This window comes from Sphingomonas gei (assembly GCF_004792685.1).
Lineage (GTDB): Bacteria > Pseudomonadota > Alphaproteobacteria > Sphingomonadales > Sphingomonadaceae > Sphingomonas > Sphingomonas gei.
In genome coordinates this window covers 1-21,659 of the sequence record NZ_SRXT01000011.1, presented here as the reverse complement: position 1 = coordinate 21,659, position 21,659 = coordinate 1, and the positions used below count along the sequence as shown (strand labels likewise).

Below are 21,659 nucleotides of genomic sequence, written 5' to 3'. Positions count from 1 at the left end.
GTGCTCCTTCAAAATCGCGATGATCTGCTCTTCGCTGAACCTGCTGCTGCGCAGCTTCGTCCGACTCCTTCGCGTCGGACTCTACTCAAAATCGGTCACATTTCAGGGGCGCACGTCAGGTCGAAGATACGCCGATGGTGTTCCATAGGCCATGGGTGGTCCGTTCGGCGGCTTTTCGCAGCTGCGCTTTCAGTTTGGAGAAGGCCTGCTCGATGGGGTGGAAATCGGAACTGTACGGCGGGAGGAACAGGAGCGTTGCGCCGCGGCTCTCGATAGCGGGGCGGACGGCGGGTGTTTTATGGCTCGACAGGTTGTCCGTGACGACGATGTCGCCGCGGTCCAGTTTCGGCACGACGTCAGGACGGAGCAGTATTGCCGCCGGGTAACCGGCTACGCACTTGCTCGCCCGATCGCTCCCCGCGATCAGTCGACTTCGCTCTTGCCGTCATTGGAGGTGGCGGAGTCGCTTGCTCGTCGGGTTGCCACTTGATGGCGCTTGCAACGGTGGCTACGAACGCGTGCCTGATCGAAGGGGTGGCGCTTTGAGCATTCGAGGGAGGCCGTCAGCGCCCAAGCGGGAGCCCGCCACTGTCACCCCTCACCAGCGCATTGTTGAGCACGGGGCGAGCGAACGTATGATCGCCCGGCAGTTCAGCGACGCTGATGTCGATGTGCAAGTTGAATTCACCAATGCGCGGATCGGCTTCTTCGCGCAGATGAATTTCTGTCTCAACGTGGCCTACTATGCCGAAATGACGGGCAGGCGCGTTTTCATCACGCTCAGTTCCGCAAACTATCGTGATCCCGAACACGGCCCTAACTGGCTACATTACTTTTTCGAGGAGCTGCATAGCAGTCGACCACGAAAAAACAGAGACAAAAGGATCAGGATCCGCGATTGTTGCCAGCTACCGTTCAATACAGATGCTTTTTCCCTGCAAAGCGCTCATGACCTCTTCTTCAGACACTTTGCCATAAGGCCCGACATCACCGCGGCATTGAAGTACGAGGCAGAGAGGATGGGTGTGGACGACAGTACGCTTGGCGTTCACTACCGCGGCACTGACAAATATTTGGAGGCGGAACGAGTGGCGCGGAGCACGGCCATCGCTAAAATTCGGTCTTTGCTTCAAGGCGATCCGTCCGTCGGCAAGGTCTTCGTGGCCAGCGAGGATGCGATATTCGTGCGGATGATGCATGCCGAGATCGCGACGGTTCCCGTGGTAAGCCTGTCCGATGCGGTTCGCAGCGAAGACGATTCACCGGTGCACCTGTCCGGACTGCGTCCCGGTAACCGTGCCATGGGGCGCGATGCCTTGCTGAATTGTCTGATGCTTGCGCGCTGCGGCCGGTTGGTCAGAACGACGTCTTTCCTCTCTGCCTGGTCAGTGATCTTCAATCCGGCCATTCGGGTATCGATGCTCAACCAGCCAAGGCCCGAGTGTCTCTGGTTTCCGGAAACGCGTATCCTGGAAGAGGCCGCACTGCTCTAGGTCACCGACTCATGAATCGCATCCAGATTCCGACTGAGGCGAGTTTCACGAGGGCGGGTTAGTTGGCATCGTGCTTCTCGTATCGGTTTGCAACAGCCCTGAAGTGTTTGAGCCGGCTGAAGAAGCGCTGGATGAGGTTGCGGCAGCGATATAGAGGGGCTGAACGCAGGGATTTTCTCGATGTTTGGCATGGGCTGATGTTGGCCCATGCGCCCCGATGGGACAGCGCCGTGCGTAGCGCGTCACTAACGTAGGCGCGGTCTGCAAGCAGCACCTGTTTCTCGCCGACATCGTGGAGCCTGTCGTCCGCGCTTTGCCATGATGGGCCTGACCTGGGTCAGCTTCAGCGTGGTCGGCAGCCCATTGGCATCGACGAGGGCAGAATTTTGGTGGTCAGCCCGCCGCGCGAGCGCTCCATGCATCGGGCTGGAGGGTCGTCCCCCGCCTCGGTTGCCAGCTGCTCCCTTATTTGCATTCGTGCGATGCTGGTGGACGGCAATGGAGGAAGTGCCGATCATCTGCAGGTCGCCTTCAAGGCCTTCGAAACATTTTCGAAGAGGCGATCCCACACGCCAGTCTTGCCATCTCCCGAAGCGATTATAGCAGTCGTTGACGGTTCGTAGCGCTCCGGTATGTCCGCCCCACGGCGATCGTGTTCGCAGGCGCCAGTAGTTCCCGTTCAGCACCCGCCGATCGTTGACAAGCTCAACCCCCGCGGCTTGTTCGGCAGCAACAGTTCGATCATCCCCACCCGAAATCCAACAACTCGTATCGACGCAGGCTCATCAAACCGTCCCTCTGCCGACCTTGAAGTGCGAATGGGGCCCGAAACCGAAACCCGTTTATGAGTTCATGGCCTTATCGGACGGGAGGGCGGCCTTTCGCTGCCGGTCGATCCAATCGTACGTTTGCTCGATGCCGGCGCGTAGCGGCCGTGACGGGCGCCAGTCTAGTCGCTGGGCGATCAGGCTGTTGTCGGAGGTACGGCCACGCACACCTAATGGTCCCGAGATATGATGTTTGTGGATCGTCTTGCCTGCGACGTCCGCGACCAAGTCAACGAGTTGATTGATAGAGATCATCTCCTCTGATCCGATGTTAACGGGGCCTTCAAAGTCGGAGCGCGTCAGGCGCATCGTTCCCTCGATACATTCGTCGATGTACAAGAAGGACCGGGTCTGGGTGCCATCACCCCAAATCTCTATCGCGTCCCCATCTGCGGCGCTGGCTACCTTGCGGCAGATCGCCGCCGGGGCCTTTTCCTTGCCGCCTGTCCACGTGCCCTCAGGGCCGAAGATATTATGGTAGCGCGCTATCCGAGCCTGCATGCCGTGATTGCGATTATACGCCAGGAACAGCCGCTCCGAAAACAGCTTCTCCCATCCATATTCGCTGTCGGGCGCGGCGGGATAGGCGCTATCCTCCGAACAGATCGGGCGGATGGGCGTCTCTTGGTTATGGGCCGGATAAATACACGCTGAGGACGAGTAGAACACGCGCCTTATGTTGCGACGGTACAGTCGCTCAGCCATGTTTAGGTTGATCAGTGCCGAATTGTGCATGATGGTGGCGTCGTTCTCGCCAGTGAATATATAGCCCGCGCCCCCCATGTCGGCGGCGAGCTGGTAGACCTCGTCGAACCGGCGGTCGACGATACGATCGCAGACAGCTTGATCGCGCAGATCACCGATAACGAAATCGTCAGCCGCAGTGTCAGTATAATCGGGAAACTTCAAGTCGACGCCCCTGACCCAGAAGCCGTCGCGTTTAAGACGCTTGACAAGATGACTGCCGATAAAACCGCCGGCACCGCAGACTAACGCTGCCTTCATACGGCGCGCCGCAGGTGAACGGCGATCTCTGTGCTTGCGGTCGGCGTCAACCATTGGACCGTGTTGTCGAAACGCGAGTCGGTTGTCACCAAGTACGCCTCGCAGCATAAAGGCGTGAGAGCGAGATTGCGGGGTATGCGCGCCGACCCAGCTCTTAGAGCGATTTTATCGACGAGGCGGACCAACGCTTGCCGAAACGACTGAGCAAGCGGAGAGCGAAGGTTGCAACACAGCTTGTTCTCCTCACGGCGCCCAAAGTCGACCATAGGCTCCATGTACGCTAATTAGCTCATGGTGGCTAGTCTGCTCACAATCAATCCGGCAACCATGAGAATAATGAGATCAGCCCCAACCAGCGGCTGTTGTGAATGCGTGTGCGACGAAGAACGCGATTTGCAAAGGATCGCTGCTTTTGATTCCGCGGCCGCGCACACAATTTAGCGGATTGACAGCTTCACCACCTCATCTTAGCCACCGTTGGCCGAAATGTTCGAGGAGCTGGGCCTGTGAGCGGTGCGGAAATTGATGAGTATTTCCTTTCGAGATCCAAGATTGGCGGTGCTCTAAAGGGAACGGACTTCGACCTTTCTGAATTGGACATCGACTCGTTGTCGTTTATGGATGTAATTATGGAGATTGAACAGGAGAAGAACGTGGTTCTACGCGATGATGAGGTTAATAATATATTGCAGGCTCAAAAGATTTCGCAAGTTGCTCAAGTTTTTGACGCAGCTTATCAGCGTCAGAGCGGTGGTCACTTGTAGGAACACGTTAGAGGTGCGGTGTGAGCCGCTGAATCCGTAACCTCGCCTCTTTGATGTCCTGATGAAATAAGCTCTCGGGTGTATCTGCTTTAGCGGATTGGAATGCGCGCGATGCCTCGGCTCCTTCCTTGAAGTTGCGTGGGAGTATTTCGGGCTGTGACGCAGCGGGTCGGGCGAATACGGGTACGCCGTGGCGTAGGTCTGGTGCATGTGCATCGCGGAGCATGTGTTTCTCCGCTTAGAATGCGTATAGGCGGACTGGAAGTCAGAGGGCTACGGCGGGCGAAGCAGGCCGAGAACAAGGGTCGGGAGCTCAGGCAGCTCGTCGCCGATCTCAGGGTGGGCAAGCATGCTCTGCAGGACGTGCTTGCAAAAGACGGTGAGTCGTTAGCCGTCGCCTTTGCGACGAGCGCCCGAACGCATGCTAGCGCGCGCCAGAGCGAAGGTTTAAGCGACGCGCCGAGGCTACAACGAGAGCCGTCCTACAAGGCTCTTGGCCGACTGACGCCAGTTGAATATGTTGCTGCAGCGGCCAAGACCATTGGGGGAGAATCGCTATCAGGCGGGATGAGGAGTCGAACGAACCTTGGAAAGGCCGGTGGTATGCACTGGCACCAGCTGAGGGAAAGGCGCAGGTCACGTCGCACGATCATCGGCTAGTGCGATCTTCAAACGACACTCGCGGCAGGCAGCCAATCCTTGGCCTCAGGATTGTAGATGGCAAGATTTACTAACACGTGGTTCCGCGGCGTCGCCAACCGATGGATTAACCTGTTCGACGACTTAAAATGGAACGACGGTCGGCCATTGACGATCATTGAGATCGGTAGCTTCGAGGGCCAAGCCACGCTCTGGATGTTGGCAAACTTGGCGCGTCATCCCCAAAGCCGGATCTACTGTCTCGACACGTTTGAAGGAAGCGAAGAGCACTCCGAAGAAGAGGTGGCAGATTTAGAGAAGAGATTTGCGTCGAATATTTCGGGATCGCCGTATGCAAACCGTGTGACTGTCTACAAGGGCTTATCAAGGCGGTCCCTTCTGACCCTTTCAGCAGAAGGGGTCGTAGCTGACCTCGTCTATGTCGACGGGTCTCATCAGGCAGCGGACGTGCTAGACGACTTGGTGCTCTCATTCCAAGTTCTGAGGCCCGGCGGGGTTGCCATTTGTGATGATTATCTTTGGTCAACACCACATACGCTGCGTCATGGTGGGTGCGAGATATTAAAAGAGCCGAAAATAGCGATTGACTCATTCCTGCTAGTAAACACAACAAGACTCTCTATTATCAAGGACTTACTGCCTGATCAAATGGCCTTTCGTAAACTCACCGCCTTATAGCAGATATTGGTCTGCAAGCAGCACCTGTTCCTCGCCGACATCGTGGAGCCTGTCGGCCGCCCTTTTGCCATGATGGGCCTGACCTGGGTCAGCTTCAGCGTGATCGGCAGCCCATTGGCATCGACGAGGGCATGAGTTTTGGTGGTCGCCCGCCGCGAGCGCTCCATGCATCGGGCTGGAGCGTCGCCCCCCGCCTCGGTTGCCAGCTGCTCCCTTATTTGCATTCGTGCGATGCTGGTGGACGGCAATGGAGGAAGTGCCGATCATCTGCAGGTCGCCTCCAAGGCCTTCGAAACATTTTCGAAGAGGCGATCCCACACGCCTGTCTTGCCGGATATAGCAGCTCGTCGACGGTTCGTAGCGCTCCGGTATGTCCGCCCATGGCGATCCTGCTCGCAGGCGCCAGGCAGTGACGATAGCGGAGTTGATCATCGCGATTGGTTATTAAACAACTTCGTCTTATAATTCAGGCGAACGCTACCGCACTATTTCCCTGATTGACCGCAGAGAAAGCGGTCTACGGCGTCAATAATGTATCTAGGACAGGTCGGACTCTGGAGTCTGATAAATTTCATCTTCACGTCTACCCACAAAAAAACCGTTGGCCCAGCTTTCAAGTTCTGTTTTCCCGGGGCTAATGGTAAGCATCCCGTCGCTCCTAACATTAATATCGCCCTCCGGATCGAAGTCCATATCGGCAAGCTCCTTCTCTCGTTGTAAATATCTTCTATTCAGAAATCTTCCGTGCCAGAGGTGGTATGCCCTCCCTGGGACGGCGGCAATCTGCCCCTCACTATAGCGAGCAGCTCGACGAGCCCAATCTAAGAAGTGCGACCTATACTTCGAGGCATTTCCGAAAGTTCGGTGGAGACAAACTGAGGAGAGGTCGTTAGCGAACGCGTGAGCCATCAGGTGATCAGCACTCCCCGCTAAAGCCCTATCGTACAGCCCGACCTCATCGAATAGCTCACGCCGAGCGCCCCAGGCAAAACCAGGGTGCCCATGCTCCTTGAAACCAGAGTGAGCTGAGCTGCAGTCTGAGGCGGAGCAAAAGCTTCGATAGGTTAATGCGTGCTTGACGTCTTTGAGGCCGCCGGGAGCAAGGCAGGTCATGGTGCTAAACGGTTGAATGATTCTACTGCGATCCAAAAGCGCGCTGGCTGCGCTCAACCAGTCGGGCCTTTCGAAAATCAGATCGCAGTCGCTCCAAATGACGTTCCGAACCGATTTCGGAAGCGATCTTGCTCCGATATTTAGTAGGCATTCCTTCTGCCAAATGCTGCCTGCCTGTGCCAAGGAGAGGAGCTCACATTTCGATTCATCTACCTCCGACGTCCCATTAGGCCCCAGCATTTCAACTACTAACACAGGCACCTTTAACGTCCGTAACCCATCTAAGAATTGCACTAGATTATCTCGCCTGCTTCGATATCCAGCTGGATTAAAATAGGCGGTTACTACCCAGGTGAATTTATTAGTTCCGATTAACATCTACAGAGTCCCTGCTTACTATGTATGAAATTGTCGGTGGGGCAAATGGACCTAGTTCTAATTGCCATTGCGCTATACCATTTCTCCTGTGGCGTGACCCCGTTTTTTCCTCCGTTTGGAGCTGAGTCAGACCCCGAAGAAGGGGGCCGACGGATGAAGCCTAAGCAGTTTTTGGAAGAGCAGATTATCGGCATCCTGAAGGAGGCCGAAGCGGGCGGGGTGGTGACGGAGCTGTGCCGGCGGCATGGCATGTCGAGCGCGACCTACTACGCGAGGAAGGCCAAGTTCGGCGGGCTGGAGGTGTCGGACTCGAAGCTGCGGGCGCTTGAGGAGGAGAACGCGCGGCTAAAGCGGTCGCTTGCGGACACGATGCTCGACAACGCAGGTCTGAAGGATCTGCTGTCAAAAAAATGGTAGCACCCGCTGCGTGGCGTGAATCGGTCGCGCATCTCCAGGCGACGTTGGGGATGAGCGAGTGGCGGACGTGTGCTGTCGTCGGAGCGGATCGCCAGAGCGTGCGATAACGCTCGTGGCGGGATGGTGATGCCGACCTGCGGTCGCGTTTGCATGAGTTGGCGCAGTAACGCCGCCGGTTCGCCTATCTGCGCTTGCATATCCTGCTCCGGCGCGACGGTATCATGACCAACTTACCGCGGGCCGTCGGTTCCGGGTGCTCAACATCGTTGACGATGTGACTCGCGAGTGCCTGGCGGTGGTGGTTGATACGTCGATCTCGGGCAGGCGGGCAGTGCGCGAACTGGGCGATCTAATCGCCAGGCTCGGTGCGCCGAAGATGATCGTGAGCGGCAACGGAACCGAGCTGACATCGAACGCCGTGCTCACTTGGTCCGGTGATGTCGGCATCGAGTGGCATTATATCGCGCCGGGCAAGCCGACACAGAACGGGTTCCTCGAGAGCTTCAATGGTCGCATGCGCGACGAGCTGCTCAACGAAACGCTGTTCTTCACAATCGGTCAGGCTAGAGCGATCCTCGCCCGCTAAGCCGATGACTCCAATACCGAACGGCCACACCTGGTCCTCGCCGATACTGTTGAGCATGTCGCCCGCGAAGTTCTAAACAGACCTGATGTAGGTCACTTGCCCAAGAGTTAAACAGGCCACGCTGCTCTCAGGATGCTTGAAAAACTCGACTTGGAAGGAACTCCACCTGGGGTCGGCGACCAGAATGTCGCCGTTCGTGACCCGGAGGTCAAGACGGGCGAGTAGTTCAGGCCCACGCCACACGCTGCACAACAACAGATCACATCCAAGTTCTACGACGATAAATTCTTCGTCGTCTGCCACGTAAGTTCCTGCAACCTCCTGCCAATCGCAGCCGATAACCGACCCGATCGGGCCTCTCGCCTGGACGGGCACTGCCCCGCTGATCGTTGTCTCTACAAGGCTAATCACGAGATCTCGAGCCAGAGGGGGAACGGCAGCTGCTATCGCAATCATATCTTCAAGATCTGAGGTAAAGCGTATGGCGAGTGAATAGCCCGGGCCAATACCGTTCTGACCCCAAAGCCCGCTGCTATATTTGGCCAACCCACTGGCGTACGCTATAGGATAGCTAGATCGAGGCGACACCGGGTGGCGAATGACCGGTATGGAGGCGCCGCGATCGGTGAGTAGGCGGGCTGCCGGACCGCCATGGCGAAACGCTTGCCGTATGAGCCGCGCCAACTCGTCTAATTCCAACATTATATCCTCGCTGGAGCTCTCGAGGCGACGTTCGGCCTGCGTGAATACGCCAAGCTCGCCGATCGTAGTCAAGGTGAGCTCGCTCATCGCTTTCCCCGTCACCCTGATAATGAGTTCCTCTAGCAGGCGGCGGCCTAAGCCGTTCCAGCTGCAAACGGTTCCTGGCGGGAATGACGCGCCCTTAGTCCGAAGATGCTCTAGAACCTGTTGCCAGTCTCCAATGATAGCCTTATTCGTCGAGTGGAAGCCGGTCGCGTGTGCAAGCAGGTGGACGACCTTCAGACGGTCGCTTGCTGAGGTGCCGATCGCTGGGCGTAGTTCGGGCAAATAGCTGCTGGCTTCAGCAAAAAGGTCGACTTGAGTCCTCTGATGCAGAACCTCCATCGTGATCGCTTGAAGGAGGCCCTCAATGCACCCGACACTGTATCGGGGTTTGCTCGTATCACTTTGATGGGGCTCGGAGGGTGCTGGCTGGAAAACCTCATAAGCCCTTCCCCTGGTCCATACCTGCAGGTCTAGCAACCTCTCGGGGAACTGGCTTCGCAAGCGATCGAAGAGGACCAGCATTGTTCTATCCATTGCCCGAGGCGGCGAGTCTGAACACATTTTACTTTTCACCATCTCCGAGGTGGCAGCCGACTCCACTGCGCGCACCGGCCGACATGGTCAGCAGGTAAGCTTCGGAAAGCCTGGACCGACGCCGCCGGTGAGCCACCTGCTGCCGATAGTGGTCCGAGAAACGGACCTCGCATATACCGAATGCTTCAACGCTCTTCTTTCGCCACATATGCCTTCTTACGCCTACCTATAAACTTGTCTGCCTGTCAAAAATTTGCCGTCGGTGGCGAGCTTGTCCGCCAACTGAGGTATCTGGTACCGGCGCTCAGTCACAGGTGAGCCCCGCGACGTCCGCGGAACAAAGGTCCTAATCTCAGGGTTGCCACAAGGTAGGGCAAATATCATGGTGCAAAGTATAATCGTCACCTTAAAATCGCGCCGATCGCGAAGCCAAGTCTAATCTGGCTGATGCACGTGGGTGGCAGTGCCGCGTACCTTTAGAAAAAGAGCAACGTTTCCAGATAGCATAAAGTGCTTCGCGGGAAAAATATCCCGCTCGCAGTAGGTGATTTAGGCAGCTATTAAGTAGCGACCTGATCGCCCTTGTCGAAGATATTTCCGCCGCGTTCGCCGATTTGCGAGAAGACCGTACGATTGTGGTGTTTGGACCCAGCATGGGCGCCCCTCATGGGGTTTGAACTCTGCCGACACTTTAGTTTCATAGCATCAAAGTTTCAGCCTAGGCATCTGCTCCCGCGGGTTTAAAGCTGACGTTCGGCTCCGCGGGCGGCAATCGATGGCTCTCGGGTAGATAGCCAACCTTTCAATTGTCGCCGTTGGGCGGGAAGTGAGCGCGGATACTGCTTATTGTAGGCGGAGTTTTGAAAGGCACCGCCCGTCACCCGTTAGGCTGCCGCCGGATCAATTTTCCCGAACTTACAACGAAGTTCTCGAAGTCGACGATCACCTTTGTGCGGTTTCCACCTGGATCGCGCGCGGTTCACGACGGATCGCCGCCACTGCAAAGGTGCTAAAAAGGAAGTGGCTCATAAGTGGTCTGATGTATCCGTTCCGCAAAGAGCGCACGTTCTCATGTGTCTCGAAAAGAGCACTATCGACGGAGAGCGGATAAAGCAATTTGAGTGGGCTGCATGCCGATTCCACTGCATGTGCAAAGGAACTGCGTGATACTTGCCCGACGAAACCTGAAGATCCAAACCGGCGGTCCGGTGTCACATACGGCCTCCTTTTTGTCCTTGGTGACACGTGTAGATCTCGGCCCTTCCATTGGCTGTCACTGCGATCTACGGCTCGCGCAGCAGTGGCTGTTCAGAGGTTAGCTCCTCCACAGCACTCAAAACGTCGTGACTGAGCTGTACAACGAATTCATCCGAAAGATCCTGCATGTAAAAGTGACCTCCTTCGAAGTCCCTCAATTTTAGAGACCCGCTGGAAAGATCCTTCCATTGTGCGAGAGTGCTGTGGCGAACTACGTTGTCCCGGGTTCCCCCATAGACTGCGAGATCTCCGCCCAGAGTGGGAAGGGGTGAGAAGCGATGGGTCTCTCCAAGAGTCAGATCAGAGCGGATCACCTTTAGATTGATCAACATAAGATCTTTGGCCAACTCGCTCACGAACGTCTCACCACTCATACCAATCAATGTATCGACCAGCTCGTCGTCGGGGAGCTTGTGCAGCAGGGGGCGGCTTCTTTCGATGTGCGGCGGCTCACAGGCCGACACCACCAGCAGCTTAGGCCGGAGTGCTGGACCGATGGATCCGAGGTAGCGGCAAAGCTCAAAACCCACCAAAGCGCCTAGGCTATGTCCAAACATGATAACGGGTCTGTTCTTCGGGAGGGAGGCGTACGCGGCGGCGATGTCGCGGATGAGCGCGGCCAGATCACTACACAGCGGCTCCCTAAATCGCCTGCCCCGACCGGGGTACTCGGCTGCAAGGCATTCGATGCTATCCGGTAAAGCGTTGCTCAGTTCCTGAAAGTAAGCGGCTGATCCGCCAGAGTGCGGTAGCCACATCAAGGCAACACGCGCGTCCGGGTGATGTTTCAACGTGACAATGCTATGTTGTGCCATGTGTGTCGTCCGTCTCTATCTCAATATCGAGGCTGCGGATGTAATTGGCGGGCGCAGCGGTAACCTGACCGGTTGGCACCGGTGCCTCGGTGGATCCATTGGTGGCTGTGCTCCCCGCCGGCGATTAGGAGTCACGCCATGAGCAGTTCCAGTCGATCAAGCAATTCTTCCTCTTCAGCTTCGTGGTCGATGGGCCGCATCGAAGGAGCATCGTTATTACCAATTGCGTGATAAGCCTCTATCAGCGCGGCAGGCGAGTAGGGATCAAACAGGCGAGATGCATCATCTATCTGCTCCCTGTGTGCAGGTATATCGGAAGCAATTACAGGCCGCCCTACGGTGTGCGCCTCGAGAACATGCATTGAGAACCCCTCGTCGAAGGAGGGCACCACCACGACCCGGCTGTTTTCATATAAAGAGTGCAAATGGTCATCGGAGACGATTGGTAGAAACCGTACAATATCCGAAACCCGGTTTCCGACTAGCCTTGTAAGATCATCTGTTTGGATGCCACCCATGGCGACAACATCGACCTTAATGCTTCGGAAGAAATTCGCAACATCCAGGCAGATCTGGACGTTCTTTCTTGGGTGGTTTGCGACACCGAAGAGGACATATTCCTTCTGACATGCAGCAGATACCATTTGCGGTTTACCAACCTTGGTGCGACGAAATCTCGCCCTAGGGCGAACAACGATGATTTCATCACAACCTCTATAAGTCGAAACGTACTCGGCTTTTGTTGCGCGAGAGTTGGCAACCAGCAAATCAAACTCGTTCGACCTGTCAAGTGCCTTTTTCAACCTAGCGCAGGCAATCGTTCCGACTTCGTGCACGGGCCGCCGCAACGGAATCATATCATGTAATACGGCTGCAACTCGGACGTCGTTATCGAGTGCGGCTGTAAGAGGAAATAGATGATGTGTCGCTAAAGATGGGCAAAAATAAATGCCATTTTTCATTGAATTAGCAGAGGAAAACTCCAAACACCTGAAGCTCGAGAGAAAATTCGAGTTGGTATCGAGAGAGCTGTCGACTATCAATTCTATTCGACTCGACAGTCTATCGCGAAGAACATCCAGTATATATGACGAGTAGTAACCAAGGCCTTTCATGCGATACCTGTAATCTTGAATTATCCTAGCATCAAAATACAATGTCCCCATGTGAATTTACCCTCAACGGCGCGTTGGCGCTACCTGCTATCGTGCGCTATGGCTGGTATCGGACGGAGATGGCGGCGCATGCAAGCGAAGTTATATTACGTCAGGGTCATTTAAATTGACTCCCTATAGGCATCTGGATGCTTGCATGTGTTTGCAGGTTCACTTCAATCGATAGGCGGTCGTGCGGACGACTCCGTTGTGTTCCGGGACTTCACACAATATCTTCTCGGATTTTGAGGCTAACGAAAATGGTGGCGCGCTTAACACGACCCCACTTCCGAAATCCGCGCGAACATCATATCCGCTCGGCTTGTTCATGTTGGGAATAAAACTACCGCTCGGGATATGCTCAGTTAATACTAAATACTTGTACTGATATAACTTTGGTAGTATCTGTAGTATTTCTTCATTGGATAGATGCTGCAGAACTTGCCTAAGGATGGCAACATCTCCTAGCGGAAGGCAATCGTCTACGATATTGACGTGGCTAAATTCCAGTCCATTATATTTATATGTCTCGTTATTGCGATCTATCAAGCTGGACACTATATCGCATGCGATATAATTATAAAACTCATCGAAAATTCTTTTTCCGACGTTGAAGTCTCCACAACCAAGATCAACCGCCGTTGGCTTAATCGGAATATTCCTTGCAAACTGGCGCACGGCGGCCAAATAGGGCATGATTATATCCGATTTGTGCGATCCTGTGCCGGAGTAAAATCCCTCACCAGGCGCAACACCCCAAGCACCTTGTAGGTAAATATCAGAGAAAGTCTGCTCTAAAGAATTTTTGGGCTTAAGTTTGTGCTCCCAACATTTCCAGACGTCGGCGGGTGTAGATCCGGGTATCAATATATAGGACCTCAATATCTTTGGAAGTGCGAGATACATTCTACGTTGTACCGTTGGTCGGTTGCTGCGCAGGCAGTGCGCTACTGCGATTGCCGCAAGGCGCAGGCCCGTTACCGTAGGAATATCCATGCTGTTCTCGCAATCGGCGAGGTAGGCGAATATAGTTTCTTGCGCTGCTGGGAGGCCGATGTGCCGGTGCCGTGCACAGAAAGACGCATACGGTCGAAGGTGAGAAGCCAGGGCACTTACTTCACGTGGACAGCGCGCTTGCAATTCCCGACTGATAGCCTGGGAATTCAGGTTGAGGGAACTAGTCGCGAGTTCGGCAATCAAAGTCGCGACTTCCTCGGCGGCGCAGGTGTGCTGATTCGCGGCGGCTGTTTCCTCACTACGCGTGACGCTGTATTCCCCTTTAGATGCCATTTCGTGTCTTCTATGCCCACCCTGACCAGCGAGCCAATGTCGGGGCATGGCTGAACCTTTCAGTTTTCTGGGTGCGTAGCCCACATTGCGACGTAGCGCATCCGGGATTCGGTATCGACGTAGAGCGCATGTCCGACGAGTGGCTCTGACGATGTTTCTGGATGAATGCCTTGATTCTATACGGACGATTACGATGGCCGGTGCAGATCGTTGTGCGACCATTCCGCCGGGGCTGCAACGAGGTGTCGGGACGCCTTATCAGCGTCAGCTGGGGTGGACAGGCGCACATTTCGGCGGCACTCATGGACCTGGAGTTCAGCGCCCCGAGTGTTCGGGATGCCTCGTCACGGAGGTGGGCAGGGTCGTCCATGAGGGCCGAAGGCAAAGACTGCGGGCGGCGCGCAGCGCTCAAGGCAACCGATCGTCAGAGTTCACGGCGGAGGCCGCGCGATGGGCGGCGCCGGAAGCACGGGGATCGAGCGACGGAGCGTCCACCCAGCCGGCAACCAAATAGCTGCGTCGTTCTTCAGTTGCGGATCTACCGCTTGGTGCAAGGCTTTGTCTTGCAGCAAAGTGCCGACCAGGCGACAGATTCGAATGTTTTTCAAATCGATGCGGTACATTGTGTGCGGGGTCGTGGCCAAGCTACGAGGCCGGCCAATGTGGTTCCGAGCCAGCAGCGAGACCACCAATGAAAATAGTGCTCATTGAAAGTACTATCGGAGCTGGCGCAGTGAAGGGACATCCGGAGCATTTTGCGAATGGATTTGCAGGAGCCGCAGCGGCGGCCGGTGCCGATCTCGCAATCGTCACACACCACAACGGCGACTCCACTTTGGGTGGGGGCCGCATTTGTATTCCTGTTTTGACCTACTCTGCGCATGATCATATTTCTAGGGACAAATATGATGCAAAATTGCAGGCCTATAGGATCGGACGTGAAAGATTCGCGGCTGATCTTCATGGTATCCACGATGCGTTGACGAACACCGATCTGTTCATCCTTCCTACCGCGTCCTCAAGGGAGCTTTCCGGATTGGCCCTCTGGCTGACGGAAGTCGGCCAGCGCTCTCGAATTGCGGCGATCTTTCACTGGGGAGGGACCCGCGGATACGAGAGCGGTTCCCTCGAGGCCGCGCTTCTTCGCCAAGCGGCCAGGGAGGTGGACAAGGCCAAGCCGCTCGCAACCTGGTTCGGGGCAACGCAAAACTCGTTGGCGCAGGCGTTGGAGGGGCCGCTTGGACGGGCAGTTCAGGTGACACCGTCACTCACTTTCTTCTGTGAAGGAGCGAGCGGATCCCCCCGCTCGTCAAGAATTCGCATTGGCATCATGGGTGGTGTGCGCCGGGAAAAGGGTGCCGGGCTACTCGACAAAATCGCCGTTCTGTTAGGGAGGGATGAGCGCATCGAACTGATCATCCAGTGTCACGGCGTGGACCGATCATCCTGGTTGTTAGCCAGGCTTGCCGGCCAGCCGAACGTGACACTGCTGCACGAATGGCTGGATGAGGACGCTATGCTTTCGATGTGCGCCTCTCTTGATCTCGCGATCCTTCCGTATGATCGATGGGTCTATGGGCAGGCGATCTCTGGTGTGTTCACATTGCTGGCAGGAGTTGGCGTTCCGTCCGTCGTGCCTTCGTCAACGTGGATGAGTGACAGGATCGCAGCAGATGAAACTGCCGGAGTGGTATATCACAGGAGTTCAGCAGAAGAGGTGGCCGATTCGGTACGGTATGCGATTACGCAGCTCGATAATCTGTCGTTGGCATGCAAGATTAAATCCGAGGCGTGGAGAATGCGATATTCTGCTGACAGCATTACGAAAGAGCTATTGGAATTATCTGGAACGGACATTGATTGATTGGCATCATTGAGATGATGCCGGGACGGCTCTGGCCGACCCAATACACGAGCATTTGAAACGTTTTTCGCTTTGGATGGATGTGCGTGCAAATCACTGAAAACCATACCGGTACAGTCGAAGCTCATGCTCAGGTAAGAAGTGGCCGTGATTGTCGGGGGAAAGGCACTTTCCCATGAATGCCACGGATTATTGGCACGAGGTGTGCGATAAGCTGCGGAAGCAGTTTCCCGGAAGACTGTTTGTGGGCGCACTGGTAAACTGAGATATCGCTGTATTAGCGGGAAGTTATACGGCAGACGACGAAGATCGAATAGAAGTTGAGATCTCTAACGGCAGAGGGACTTGTTTGATGCTACGCCGAGAGGAGCGCATCGCCTCGATTGAACTTTTCATTGGGGGGCAACATCCTTTTGACGGGCGCCCGGTGGAGCACTCTTCAAATCGAATCTTTTCCTCATTCCGATAGCGGATCGCCTAGTCTCGCGCTGGGTAAAGCTTCTTATGTCAGATCCGACTCGTTTTAGAATTGTCGCGCCGCTGACGCGCCTGCTCAAATATTTCAACGATATCGCGAATGCGGAATGCACTAATGATTCCGTCTACCTCGTCATCGCGGAGAATGATATCTTCCTGTTCCTCGATCTGCATGATCCTGTCCATGAAAGTCAGAGAATCAATTTCAAGTTCCGAAACCGCCTGATCTTGATCGGTGTCATGCGCCGCGGTGGCGTTACTCCTCGACAATAGCTCGACAATTCTTTGTGCAAATTCCAACTGATCCTCCCTTTTGCGATCCGAGATGCCTGACGCTGAGTATTAGATCGCAGTTCTGGGGGCTCTGTCAACGCTCGTTTATAGGAGAGGTCATGTGGGCCTGCTTTTTGCTACGCTGGGCAGTTTGGGTGACGTCAAGCCGATGGTCGCCATAGCGGCGTTCGCCAGGGATGCCGGCCACCATGTGCGATTTGCGACGAGCCCTGGCCATCGGCGCCTAGTTGAGGAGGCAGGCCTCCGATACGAGGCTTTCGGCAGTGACGCCTTCTTCGAATCAAGAGACGTGCGCGATGCGATGGTCGCTCCTCGAACGGGGTTTGGCGTCTTCATGTGGCACGCCAACCTGGTAGCGCTCGAGGAACTCCATGGGCGCCTCACAGAGATCTCCGAGGGTGCCGATATGCTTGTTGCCACGCCCCTGGTTATGGCCGCGCATCTGGTGGCCAAGCAGCGGAAGCTGCTCTTCGTAAGTTGCGTTTTCAGTCCCGCAATGGTTCTCAGGGAGGCCTCGGCCGGAGCGGTCGATCCCTACCAAGACGAATGGCGGCGGCGCCTTAATGCTTTGCGACAAGAGGCCGGTCTACCCCGTCGGAGTTTCCCTCAGATGGAGCGATTCTCGGCCGACCTGACGCTGGGCGTTTATCCGCCCTGCCTTCGCCCCGCGAGTGGTCATTACATCAGCGCGCCGCTCGAGATCGGCTATCCGCGCCTGCAGATGCCCTTGGCTCCCTTGGACAGGGGGCTTGCGACGTGGATGGCAAAGGGAGATTTCGCCCTCGTGTCCTTTGGTTCATTTGTGGATCGGGACGCGGAGAATTGTTTCGCTAGCGCCGTAGAGGCATGTCAGCGGGTCGGGCTGCGATGCCTTTATGTCTCGAAGCATTCCGCAAATAATCTGGCGTTGGCGACAGGCGGCGACGTGCGAGTGGAGCGTTTTGTGGAGCATTCTCAGGTGATGCCGAGTGCCGCGGCGATCGTGCATCATGGCGGCACGGGAACTCTGGTCGAGTCAATTCACGCGCTTCGGCCGATTGTGGTGACACCATTTGGGCTGGATCAAACCTATAATGCCAGCCGAGTTCAGGAGCACGATCTCGGGGAAGTCCTCAACGCGTCTCTAATCGATCCCAACACACTCGCTGGCGCGCTTTCGAGTGCGATAAGCGCGTGGCCTAGGCGGGAGGCGCTTGCGCTGAGCGCAATCGTATGTGACCAACCAGAGGAAACGGCTGTCCGGGAGATCGAGCAAATCTTGAACGCGCATAGGAATTAACTCCTCGCGAGCGTGGTTGCTAATCCCGGCATGTGGCGGGTCTGACTCACGATGAACCGGGTCTGGTCTGGAGTCGAGATTGTGGCAATTTATTCAATGGTGCGTCGCCACAGCGAGCCGTGGCCCAAGGGCTGACCTTGAAGCGCGCGGGCGCTACCCCCCGGATCTGACAGATACGGAGTGGGCGATTATTCGCCCGTTCCTGCCCACCCGCGCTGGAGCAGAGTAAGCCCTCTACGGACCTGCGCGAACTGCTGAACGTCTGGCGGTATATGGCCTGCTCGGTTGCGGGGTTGCCCGGGTGAAAAGTTCAGGTGGTGCCGTCGCGCACGTTCTCCGATGCAGGCGCGAGTGGACTCTCTTGCGCCTCCAGGCTTCGCTTTGACGTCATGGCCTGTGATCCTTCCTTATGAATGGGCGCATTTATAGCCAAGCGATACTCGATTTGATTGCGTTGCGGCGTGGATTGGTGTCCCACGTCTGGCGCATTCGTCCGCGTGTACTAAGAGGCATGATCGCGAGCCGGCGAGGTCGCTCGAGTAATAATGCTACGGTGACTTGGCAAGACAGAAGAGGGCATTAATTTATGAGAAATGTCAGCCATTCTATAGTCAAAGAGGATATACTATTGGCGAGAGTTCTTCGGGAGGTTCCAGCCGAAGAAGGATTTTACATTGATGTTGGAGCAAATGACCCCGACATCGATTCTGTCACAAAGCTGTTCTATGATCGTGGATGGCGAGGTATAAACATTGAACCTTCACCACACTGGTGGCGGCGCCTCGAAGAAGTTCGCACGAGAGATTTCAATCTGAATGTGGCGATCTCTGACCAGCGTGGAACGGCACTTCTCTACGATCATCCTCAGGGGGGGTTGGGCACGCTGCTGGAGTCGTTGGCGCAAAGGCACGCTGACCGTCTTGGGTTGGTCACGCATCCTACCGATGTAGTCACCATGCCGCTTTCCGATGTAATACGGAAATATAGTCCGAAGGTCGTTCATTTCCTTAAAGTTGACGTGGAGGGGTTTGAAGAGCGTGTTTTGCGCGGAATGGATTTCGCTGAATGTAGGCCGTGGGTCCTTTGCATTGAGGCCACAGAGCCGAATATGTTGCACGTTTCCACGCATGAACGCTGGGAGTCGATGCTCCTGTCTAGTGGATACCATTTCGCCCAGTTTGATAGTGTGAATCGCTGGTACTTGGCGGATGAGAAGCGTGATTTGCTAGTTAGATTTGCCAATGTTGTGGACGATTACGTGAGCTATCACTATGTAAAAGAGATAAGGCGCTTGAGAAATTATGTAGCAGAGCTGCAGACGACATTGGCGGAACTGCGGAGGAATTAAGTAGGGATTTTATTGATCGGCGCGGGGAGCTGGCTCGAGGCTTATGACTTCGTCTCCAGATGGGGCGTACTGTTTCTCGATGAATATGCGCGCGCATCCAATCCGTTCAGCGGCGTCGGTGATCAGACCGTTTCGGTTCAGGTGACCAGCGTCGTGCGCGCGTCTTCGCAGCATGTCGTAGGCGGTCAACGCCCGCAGGATGCAGCTCCGGCTCACGAGCGGCGCGAGCCCGGCCATCCGACTGTGATGAACGAATGACCGCTTACCGGAAGCAGTCGAGCGGCTTTGAGTATGGGTCTTACCGCCTTAGCAGCTCGCTGAACGAAGGTCTGCTTTCCACGTCTCTCTCCCGAAAGCAGGAGGGTGGCGAACGGCCCGCCTACGGTCGTTCGAAACTTGGTCGGTCAGAACCCGACCGGCCGAACGTTATCGGGCGAGAGCATGCCAGGGCGTACATAAAGGCCGTAAGAAGAAACTGATTTAGGGGCGATCTTCGAACTCGCATCAGGCGCCGCGGCGCGCCGCAGCGCGAGGCGAGAATGACGCCCACCAAGCTCCTCATCGGCCAGATCGTGATCGTGTTCGCCATCATGGTGTTGGGCGTGTGGAGTGCAACTCAGTGGGCCGCAGCGATGCTTGGCCATCAGGCGAAACTGGGAGGTGCGTGGTTCCGCGTGCTCGGACAGCCCGTCTATCGGCCGTGGGCGCTCTTCAGTTGGTGGTACCGGTTCGACGCCTATGCGCCGCATGTCTTCGATAAGGCGGGGACATTGGCGGGTGCGAGTGGTTTCCTGGGTTGCGCGAGCGCCATCGTTGGATCCTTGTGGCGCTCGCGCCAGTCCCGGCTTGTCACGACCTATGGGTCGGCGCGCTGGGCGAAGGCATCGGAGGTCATTTCCGCAGGTCTCTACCGCGATGCCGGCGTGTTCCTTGGGCAGCTTCGGGGAAGATATCTCCGCCGTGATGGACCTGAGCATGTCATGGCGTTCGCGCCGACCCGGTCGGGGAAGGGCGTCGGGCTCGTCGTGCCGACCTTGCTCGGCTGGACTGGGTCCGTGGTGGTCCACGACATCAAGGGCGAAAACTGGCAGCTGACCGCCGGATGGCGCGCGCGCTTTTCGCATTGCTTGCTGTTCAATCCGACGGACGCGCACTCGGCGCGCTATAATCCGCTGCTCGAGGTCCGGCGCGGTGACCATGAGGTTCGCGACGTCCAGAATATCGCGGACGTTCTTGTCGACCCGTAAGGCGCCCTCGAGCGGCGTTCGCACTGGGAAAAGACCGGCCACTCGCTGCTCGTGGGCGCGATTCTCCACATCCTCTATGCCGAGGAGGAGAAGACGCTGGCGTGCGTGGGGACGTTTCTGTCCGATCCGCAGCGCTCGTTCGTCGACGCGCTGAGGCGCATGATGGCCACCAACCATCTCGGTACCGCGGAGGCACCGGTGGTCCATCCGGTGGTGGCCTCGGCGGCGCGCGAATTGCTCAACAAGTCAGAGAACGAGCGCTCGGGCGTGCTGTCGACTGCGATGTCGTTCCTCGGATTGTACAGAGATCCGACGGTCGCGCTCGCGACGTCGCGGTGCGACTGGCACATCGCCGACCTGGTCGAGGCGGCGCATCCGGTCTCGCTCTATCTGGTCATCCCGCCTTCCGACATCTCGCGCACCAAGCCGCTGGTGCGCCTCATCCTCAACCAGATCGGACGGCGCCTTACCGAACGCCTTGAGTCCGACCCGAAAGCGCGCCGCCGCGATCTGACGACTGGGGCGACGACGCGCGTGGTGCTGAGCGCCGGCAGCGTGATCGCGGCCAGCCTCGTTACGGGGCTCGATTCGGACCTGCCGGGTTTCGTCATCGCGCAGGTCACTCAGCCCGTGTTCGACAGTCCGACGGGCAGGACGTTGCTGATCCCCCAGGGCGCGAGACTTCTCGGCCGCTACGACTCCGTGATCGCGTTCGGTCAGACGCGGGCGCTGGTCGTATGGCAGCGGATCCTGATGCCTGATGCCTGATGGCAGCTCGATCAGCGTCGACAACCTGCCCGCGACCGACACCCAGGGCTATGCCGGGCTGGCCGACAAGCTCGATCTGCATGGCTGGCAGCTCTTGAAGGGCGTTGGCCTCTCGACGCTTCTCGGGATCGGCACGCAGCTTTCGCTTGGCAACGACGAAAGTGATCTGGTTCGCGCGATCCGCGAGTCCGCCCAACAAGGCGGTGCGCGTGCCGGTGACAGGCTGGTGGAACGAGCGCTCGACGTCCAGCCGACAATCCGGGTGCGACCTGGCTGGCCGCTACGCGTTATCTTGCACAAGGATCTCGTGCTGCCGGCCTGGACCGGGTCACGACCGTGACCGGCCTGCGCCTGGCCAGGCTGCCGGACCGCACGCCCGTCAAGCTGGCGATCGCGATCACGCCCGATCTACATTTGGCTCTCGCCGAATATGCGGCGCTCTATGCCGAGACCTATGGACGCGAGGAACCGGTGGCCGAACTTGTGCCGGCGATGCTTAGCGCATTCCTCGATAGCGATCGCGAGTTCTCCAAGCAGAGACGGTGACGTGCGCCCCTGATTGTTACCACTCAGAGGTAGAGTCCGGCTCCTTGATGATGGTTGGTTGAGATGATGGCAACATGTCTGGGGGCATGCCCCCAGACATGTTGGCCGGCGATCTCGG

Annotated in this window: 17 protein-coding genes and 4 pseudogenes; 12 read left to right on the top strand and 9 right to left on the bottom strand. The window is 56.6% G+C overall.

Annotated features, from left to right (window positions below):
• Nucleotides 1-130: 130 nt before the first annotated feature.
• Nucleotides 131-355, bottom strand: a pseudogene (locus E5A73_RS20930) (transposase); the annotation flags it as partial.
• 280 nt (nt 356-635) lie between these two features.
• Between E5A73_RS20930 and E5A73_RS20925 the strand changes: the two are divergent.
• Nucleotides 636-1,493 (top strand): O-fucosyltransferase family protein, encoded by an 858-nt coding sequence (locus E5A73_RS20925; RefSeq protein ID WP_135965806.1) that lies wholly within the window; start codon nt 636-638, stop codon nt 1,491-1,493.
• Nucleotides 1,494-1,551: 58 nt separating this feature from the next.
• Here E5A73_RS20925 and E5A73_RS20920 read toward each other — a convergent pair.
• Nucleotides 1,552-2,279: pseudogene (locus tag E5A73_RS20920) on the bottom strand (IS5 family transposase).
• A gap of 56 nt (nt 2,280-2,335) precedes the next feature.
• On the bottom strand, nt 2,336-3,379 hold the full coding sequence (locus E5A73_RS20915) for an NAD-dependent epimerase/dehydratase family protein (protein ID WP_240700320.1): 1,044 nt from the start codon (nt 3,377-3,379) through the stop codon (nt 2,336-2,338).
• 452 nt (nt 3,380-3,831) lie between these two features.
• On the opposite strand from E5A73_RS20915, the gene E5A73_RS20910 reads away from it, so the two are divergent.
• From E5A73_RS20910 to E5A73_RS21945, 3 genes are all read left to right on the top strand, one after another.
• On the top strand, nt 3,832-4,089 hold the full coding sequence (locus E5A73_RS20910; RefSeq protein WP_135965805.1) for a phosphopantetheine-binding protein: 258 nt from the start codon (nt 3,832-3,834) through the stop codon (nt 4,087-4,089).
• Nucleotides 4,090-4,806: 717 nt separating this feature from the next.
• Nucleotides 4,807-5,427 (top strand): class I SAM-dependent methyltransferase, encoded by a 621-nt coding sequence (locus E5A73_RS20905; RefSeq protein WP_135965804.1) that lies wholly within the window; start codon nt 4,807-4,809, stop codon nt 5,425-5,427.
• A 6-nt stretch (nt 5,428-5,433) separates the two neighbouring features.
• Nucleotides 5,434-5,562 (top strand): hypothetical protein, encoded by a 129-nt coding sequence (locus E5A73_RS21945; protein ID WP_276605820.1) that lies wholly within the window; start codon nt 5,434-5,436, stop codon nt 5,560-5,562.
• A gap of 402 nt (nt 5,563-5,964) precedes the next feature.
• Here the strand turns inward: E5A73_RS21945 and E5A73_RS21545 are convergent, their stop codons facing one another.
• Nucleotides 5,965-6,120, bottom strand: a complete 156-nt coding sequence (locus tag E5A73_RS21545) for a hypothetical protein (protein WP_168356050.1) — start codon at nt 6,118-6,120, stop codon at nt 5,965-5,967.
• A 951-nt stretch (nt 6,121-7,071) separates the two neighbouring features.
• Here E5A73_RS21545 and E5A73_RS20900 point away from each other — a divergent pair.
• A pseudogene (locus tag E5A73_RS20900) lies at nt 7,072-7,918 on the top strand (integrase core domain-containing protein); the annotation flags it as partial.
• 75 nt (nt 7,919-7,993) lie between these two features.
• On the opposite strand, the gene E5A73_RS20895 reads toward E5A73_RS20900, so the two are convergent.
• The 4 genes from E5A73_RS20895 to E5A73_RS20880 form a co-directional block, all read right to left on the bottom strand.
• Nucleotides 7,994-9,190, bottom strand: coding sequence for a serine hydrolase (locus E5A73_RS20895; protein WP_168356049.1), 1,197 nt, complete (start codon nt 9,188-9,190; stop codon nt 7,994-7,996).
• Nucleotides 9,191-10,485: 1,295 nt separating this feature from the next.
• Complete coding sequence (locus E5A73_RS20890) at nt 10,486-11,274, bottom strand: thioesterase II family protein (protein ID WP_135965802.1); 789 nt, start codon at nt 11,272-11,274, stop codon at nt 10,486-10,488.
• Nucleotides 11,275-11,405: 131 nt separating this feature from the next.
• Nucleotides 11,406-12,236 (bottom strand): glycosyltransferase, encoded by an 831-nt coding sequence (locus E5A73_RS20885; protein WP_168356048.1) that lies wholly within the window; start codon nt 12,234-12,236, stop codon nt 11,406-11,408.
• Nucleotides 12,237-12,599: 363 nt separating this feature from the next.
• Nucleotides 12,600-13,718 (bottom strand): class I SAM-dependent methyltransferase, encoded by a 1,119-nt coding sequence (locus E5A73_RS20880; protein WP_135965800.1) that lies wholly within the window; start codon nt 13,716-13,718, stop codon nt 12,600-12,602.
• A 691-nt stretch (nt 13,719-14,409) separates the two neighbouring features.
• Between E5A73_RS20880 and E5A73_RS20875 the strand changes: the two genes are divergently transcribed.
• The gene (locus E5A73_RS20875) at nt 14,410-15,582 is read left to right on the top strand and encodes a glycosyltransferase family 4 protein (protein ID WP_135965799.1); all 1,173 of its coding nucleotides are present in this window, start codon (nt 14,410-14,412) and stop codon (nt 15,580-15,582) included.
• A gap of 507 nt (nt 15,583-16,089) precedes the next feature.
• Here the strand turns inward: E5A73_RS20875 and E5A73_RS20870 are convergent.
• Nucleotides 16,090-16,359, bottom strand: a complete 270-nt coding sequence (locus E5A73_RS20870) for a hypothetical protein (RefSeq protein WP_135965798.1) — start codon at nt 16,357-16,359, stop codon at nt 16,090-16,092.
• A 94-nt stretch (nt 16,360-16,453) separates the two neighbouring features.
• Between E5A73_RS20870 and E5A73_RS20865 the strand changes: the two genes are divergently transcribed.
• From E5A73_RS20865 to E5A73_RS20845, 6 genes and pseudogenes are all read left to right on the top strand, one after another.
• On the top strand, nt 16,454-17,632 hold the full coding sequence (locus E5A73_RS20865; RefSeq protein WP_135965797.1) for a glycosyltransferase: 1,179 nt from the start codon (nt 16,454-16,456) through the stop codon (nt 17,630-17,632).
• A gap of 586 nt (nt 17,633-18,218) precedes the next feature.
• Entirely contained in the window at nt 18,219-18,980 is a 762-nt protein-coding gene (locus E5A73_RS20860; RefSeq protein WP_135965796.1) for an FkbM family methyltransferase, read from the top strand.
• A gap of 12 nt (nt 18,981-18,992) precedes the next feature.
• Nucleotides 18,993-19,238 carry a hypothetical protein gene (locus tag E5A73_RS21975; protein ID WP_338112885.1) on the top strand — a complete coding sequence of 82 codons (246 nt, stop codon included), beginning with the start codon at nt 18,993-18,995 and terminating at the stop codon, nt 19,236-19,238.
• Between the two features lie 281 nt (nt 19,239-19,519).
• Nucleotides 19,520-20,995, top strand: a pseudogene (traG, locus tag E5A73_RS20850) (IncP-type conjugal transfer protein TraG).
• Nucleotides 20,988-21,335: a TraB/TrbI/VirB10 family type IV secretion system protein gene (locus E5A73_RS22045; protein WP_168356046.1), complete on the top strand. Its 348-nt coding sequence runs from the start codon at nt 20,988-20,990 to the stop codon at nt 21,333-21,335. Before traG ends, E5A73_RS22045 begins: the two are co-directional and overlap by 8 nt.
• Nucleotides 21,332-21,541: a DUF2274 domain-containing protein gene (locus E5A73_RS20845; protein ID WP_135965794.1), complete on the top strand. Its 210-nt coding sequence runs from the start codon at nt 21,332-21,334 to the stop codon at nt 21,539-21,541. Before E5A73_RS22045 ends, E5A73_RS20845 begins: the two co-directional genes overlap by 4 nt.
• Nucleotides 21,542-21,659 lie beyond the last annotated feature (118 nt).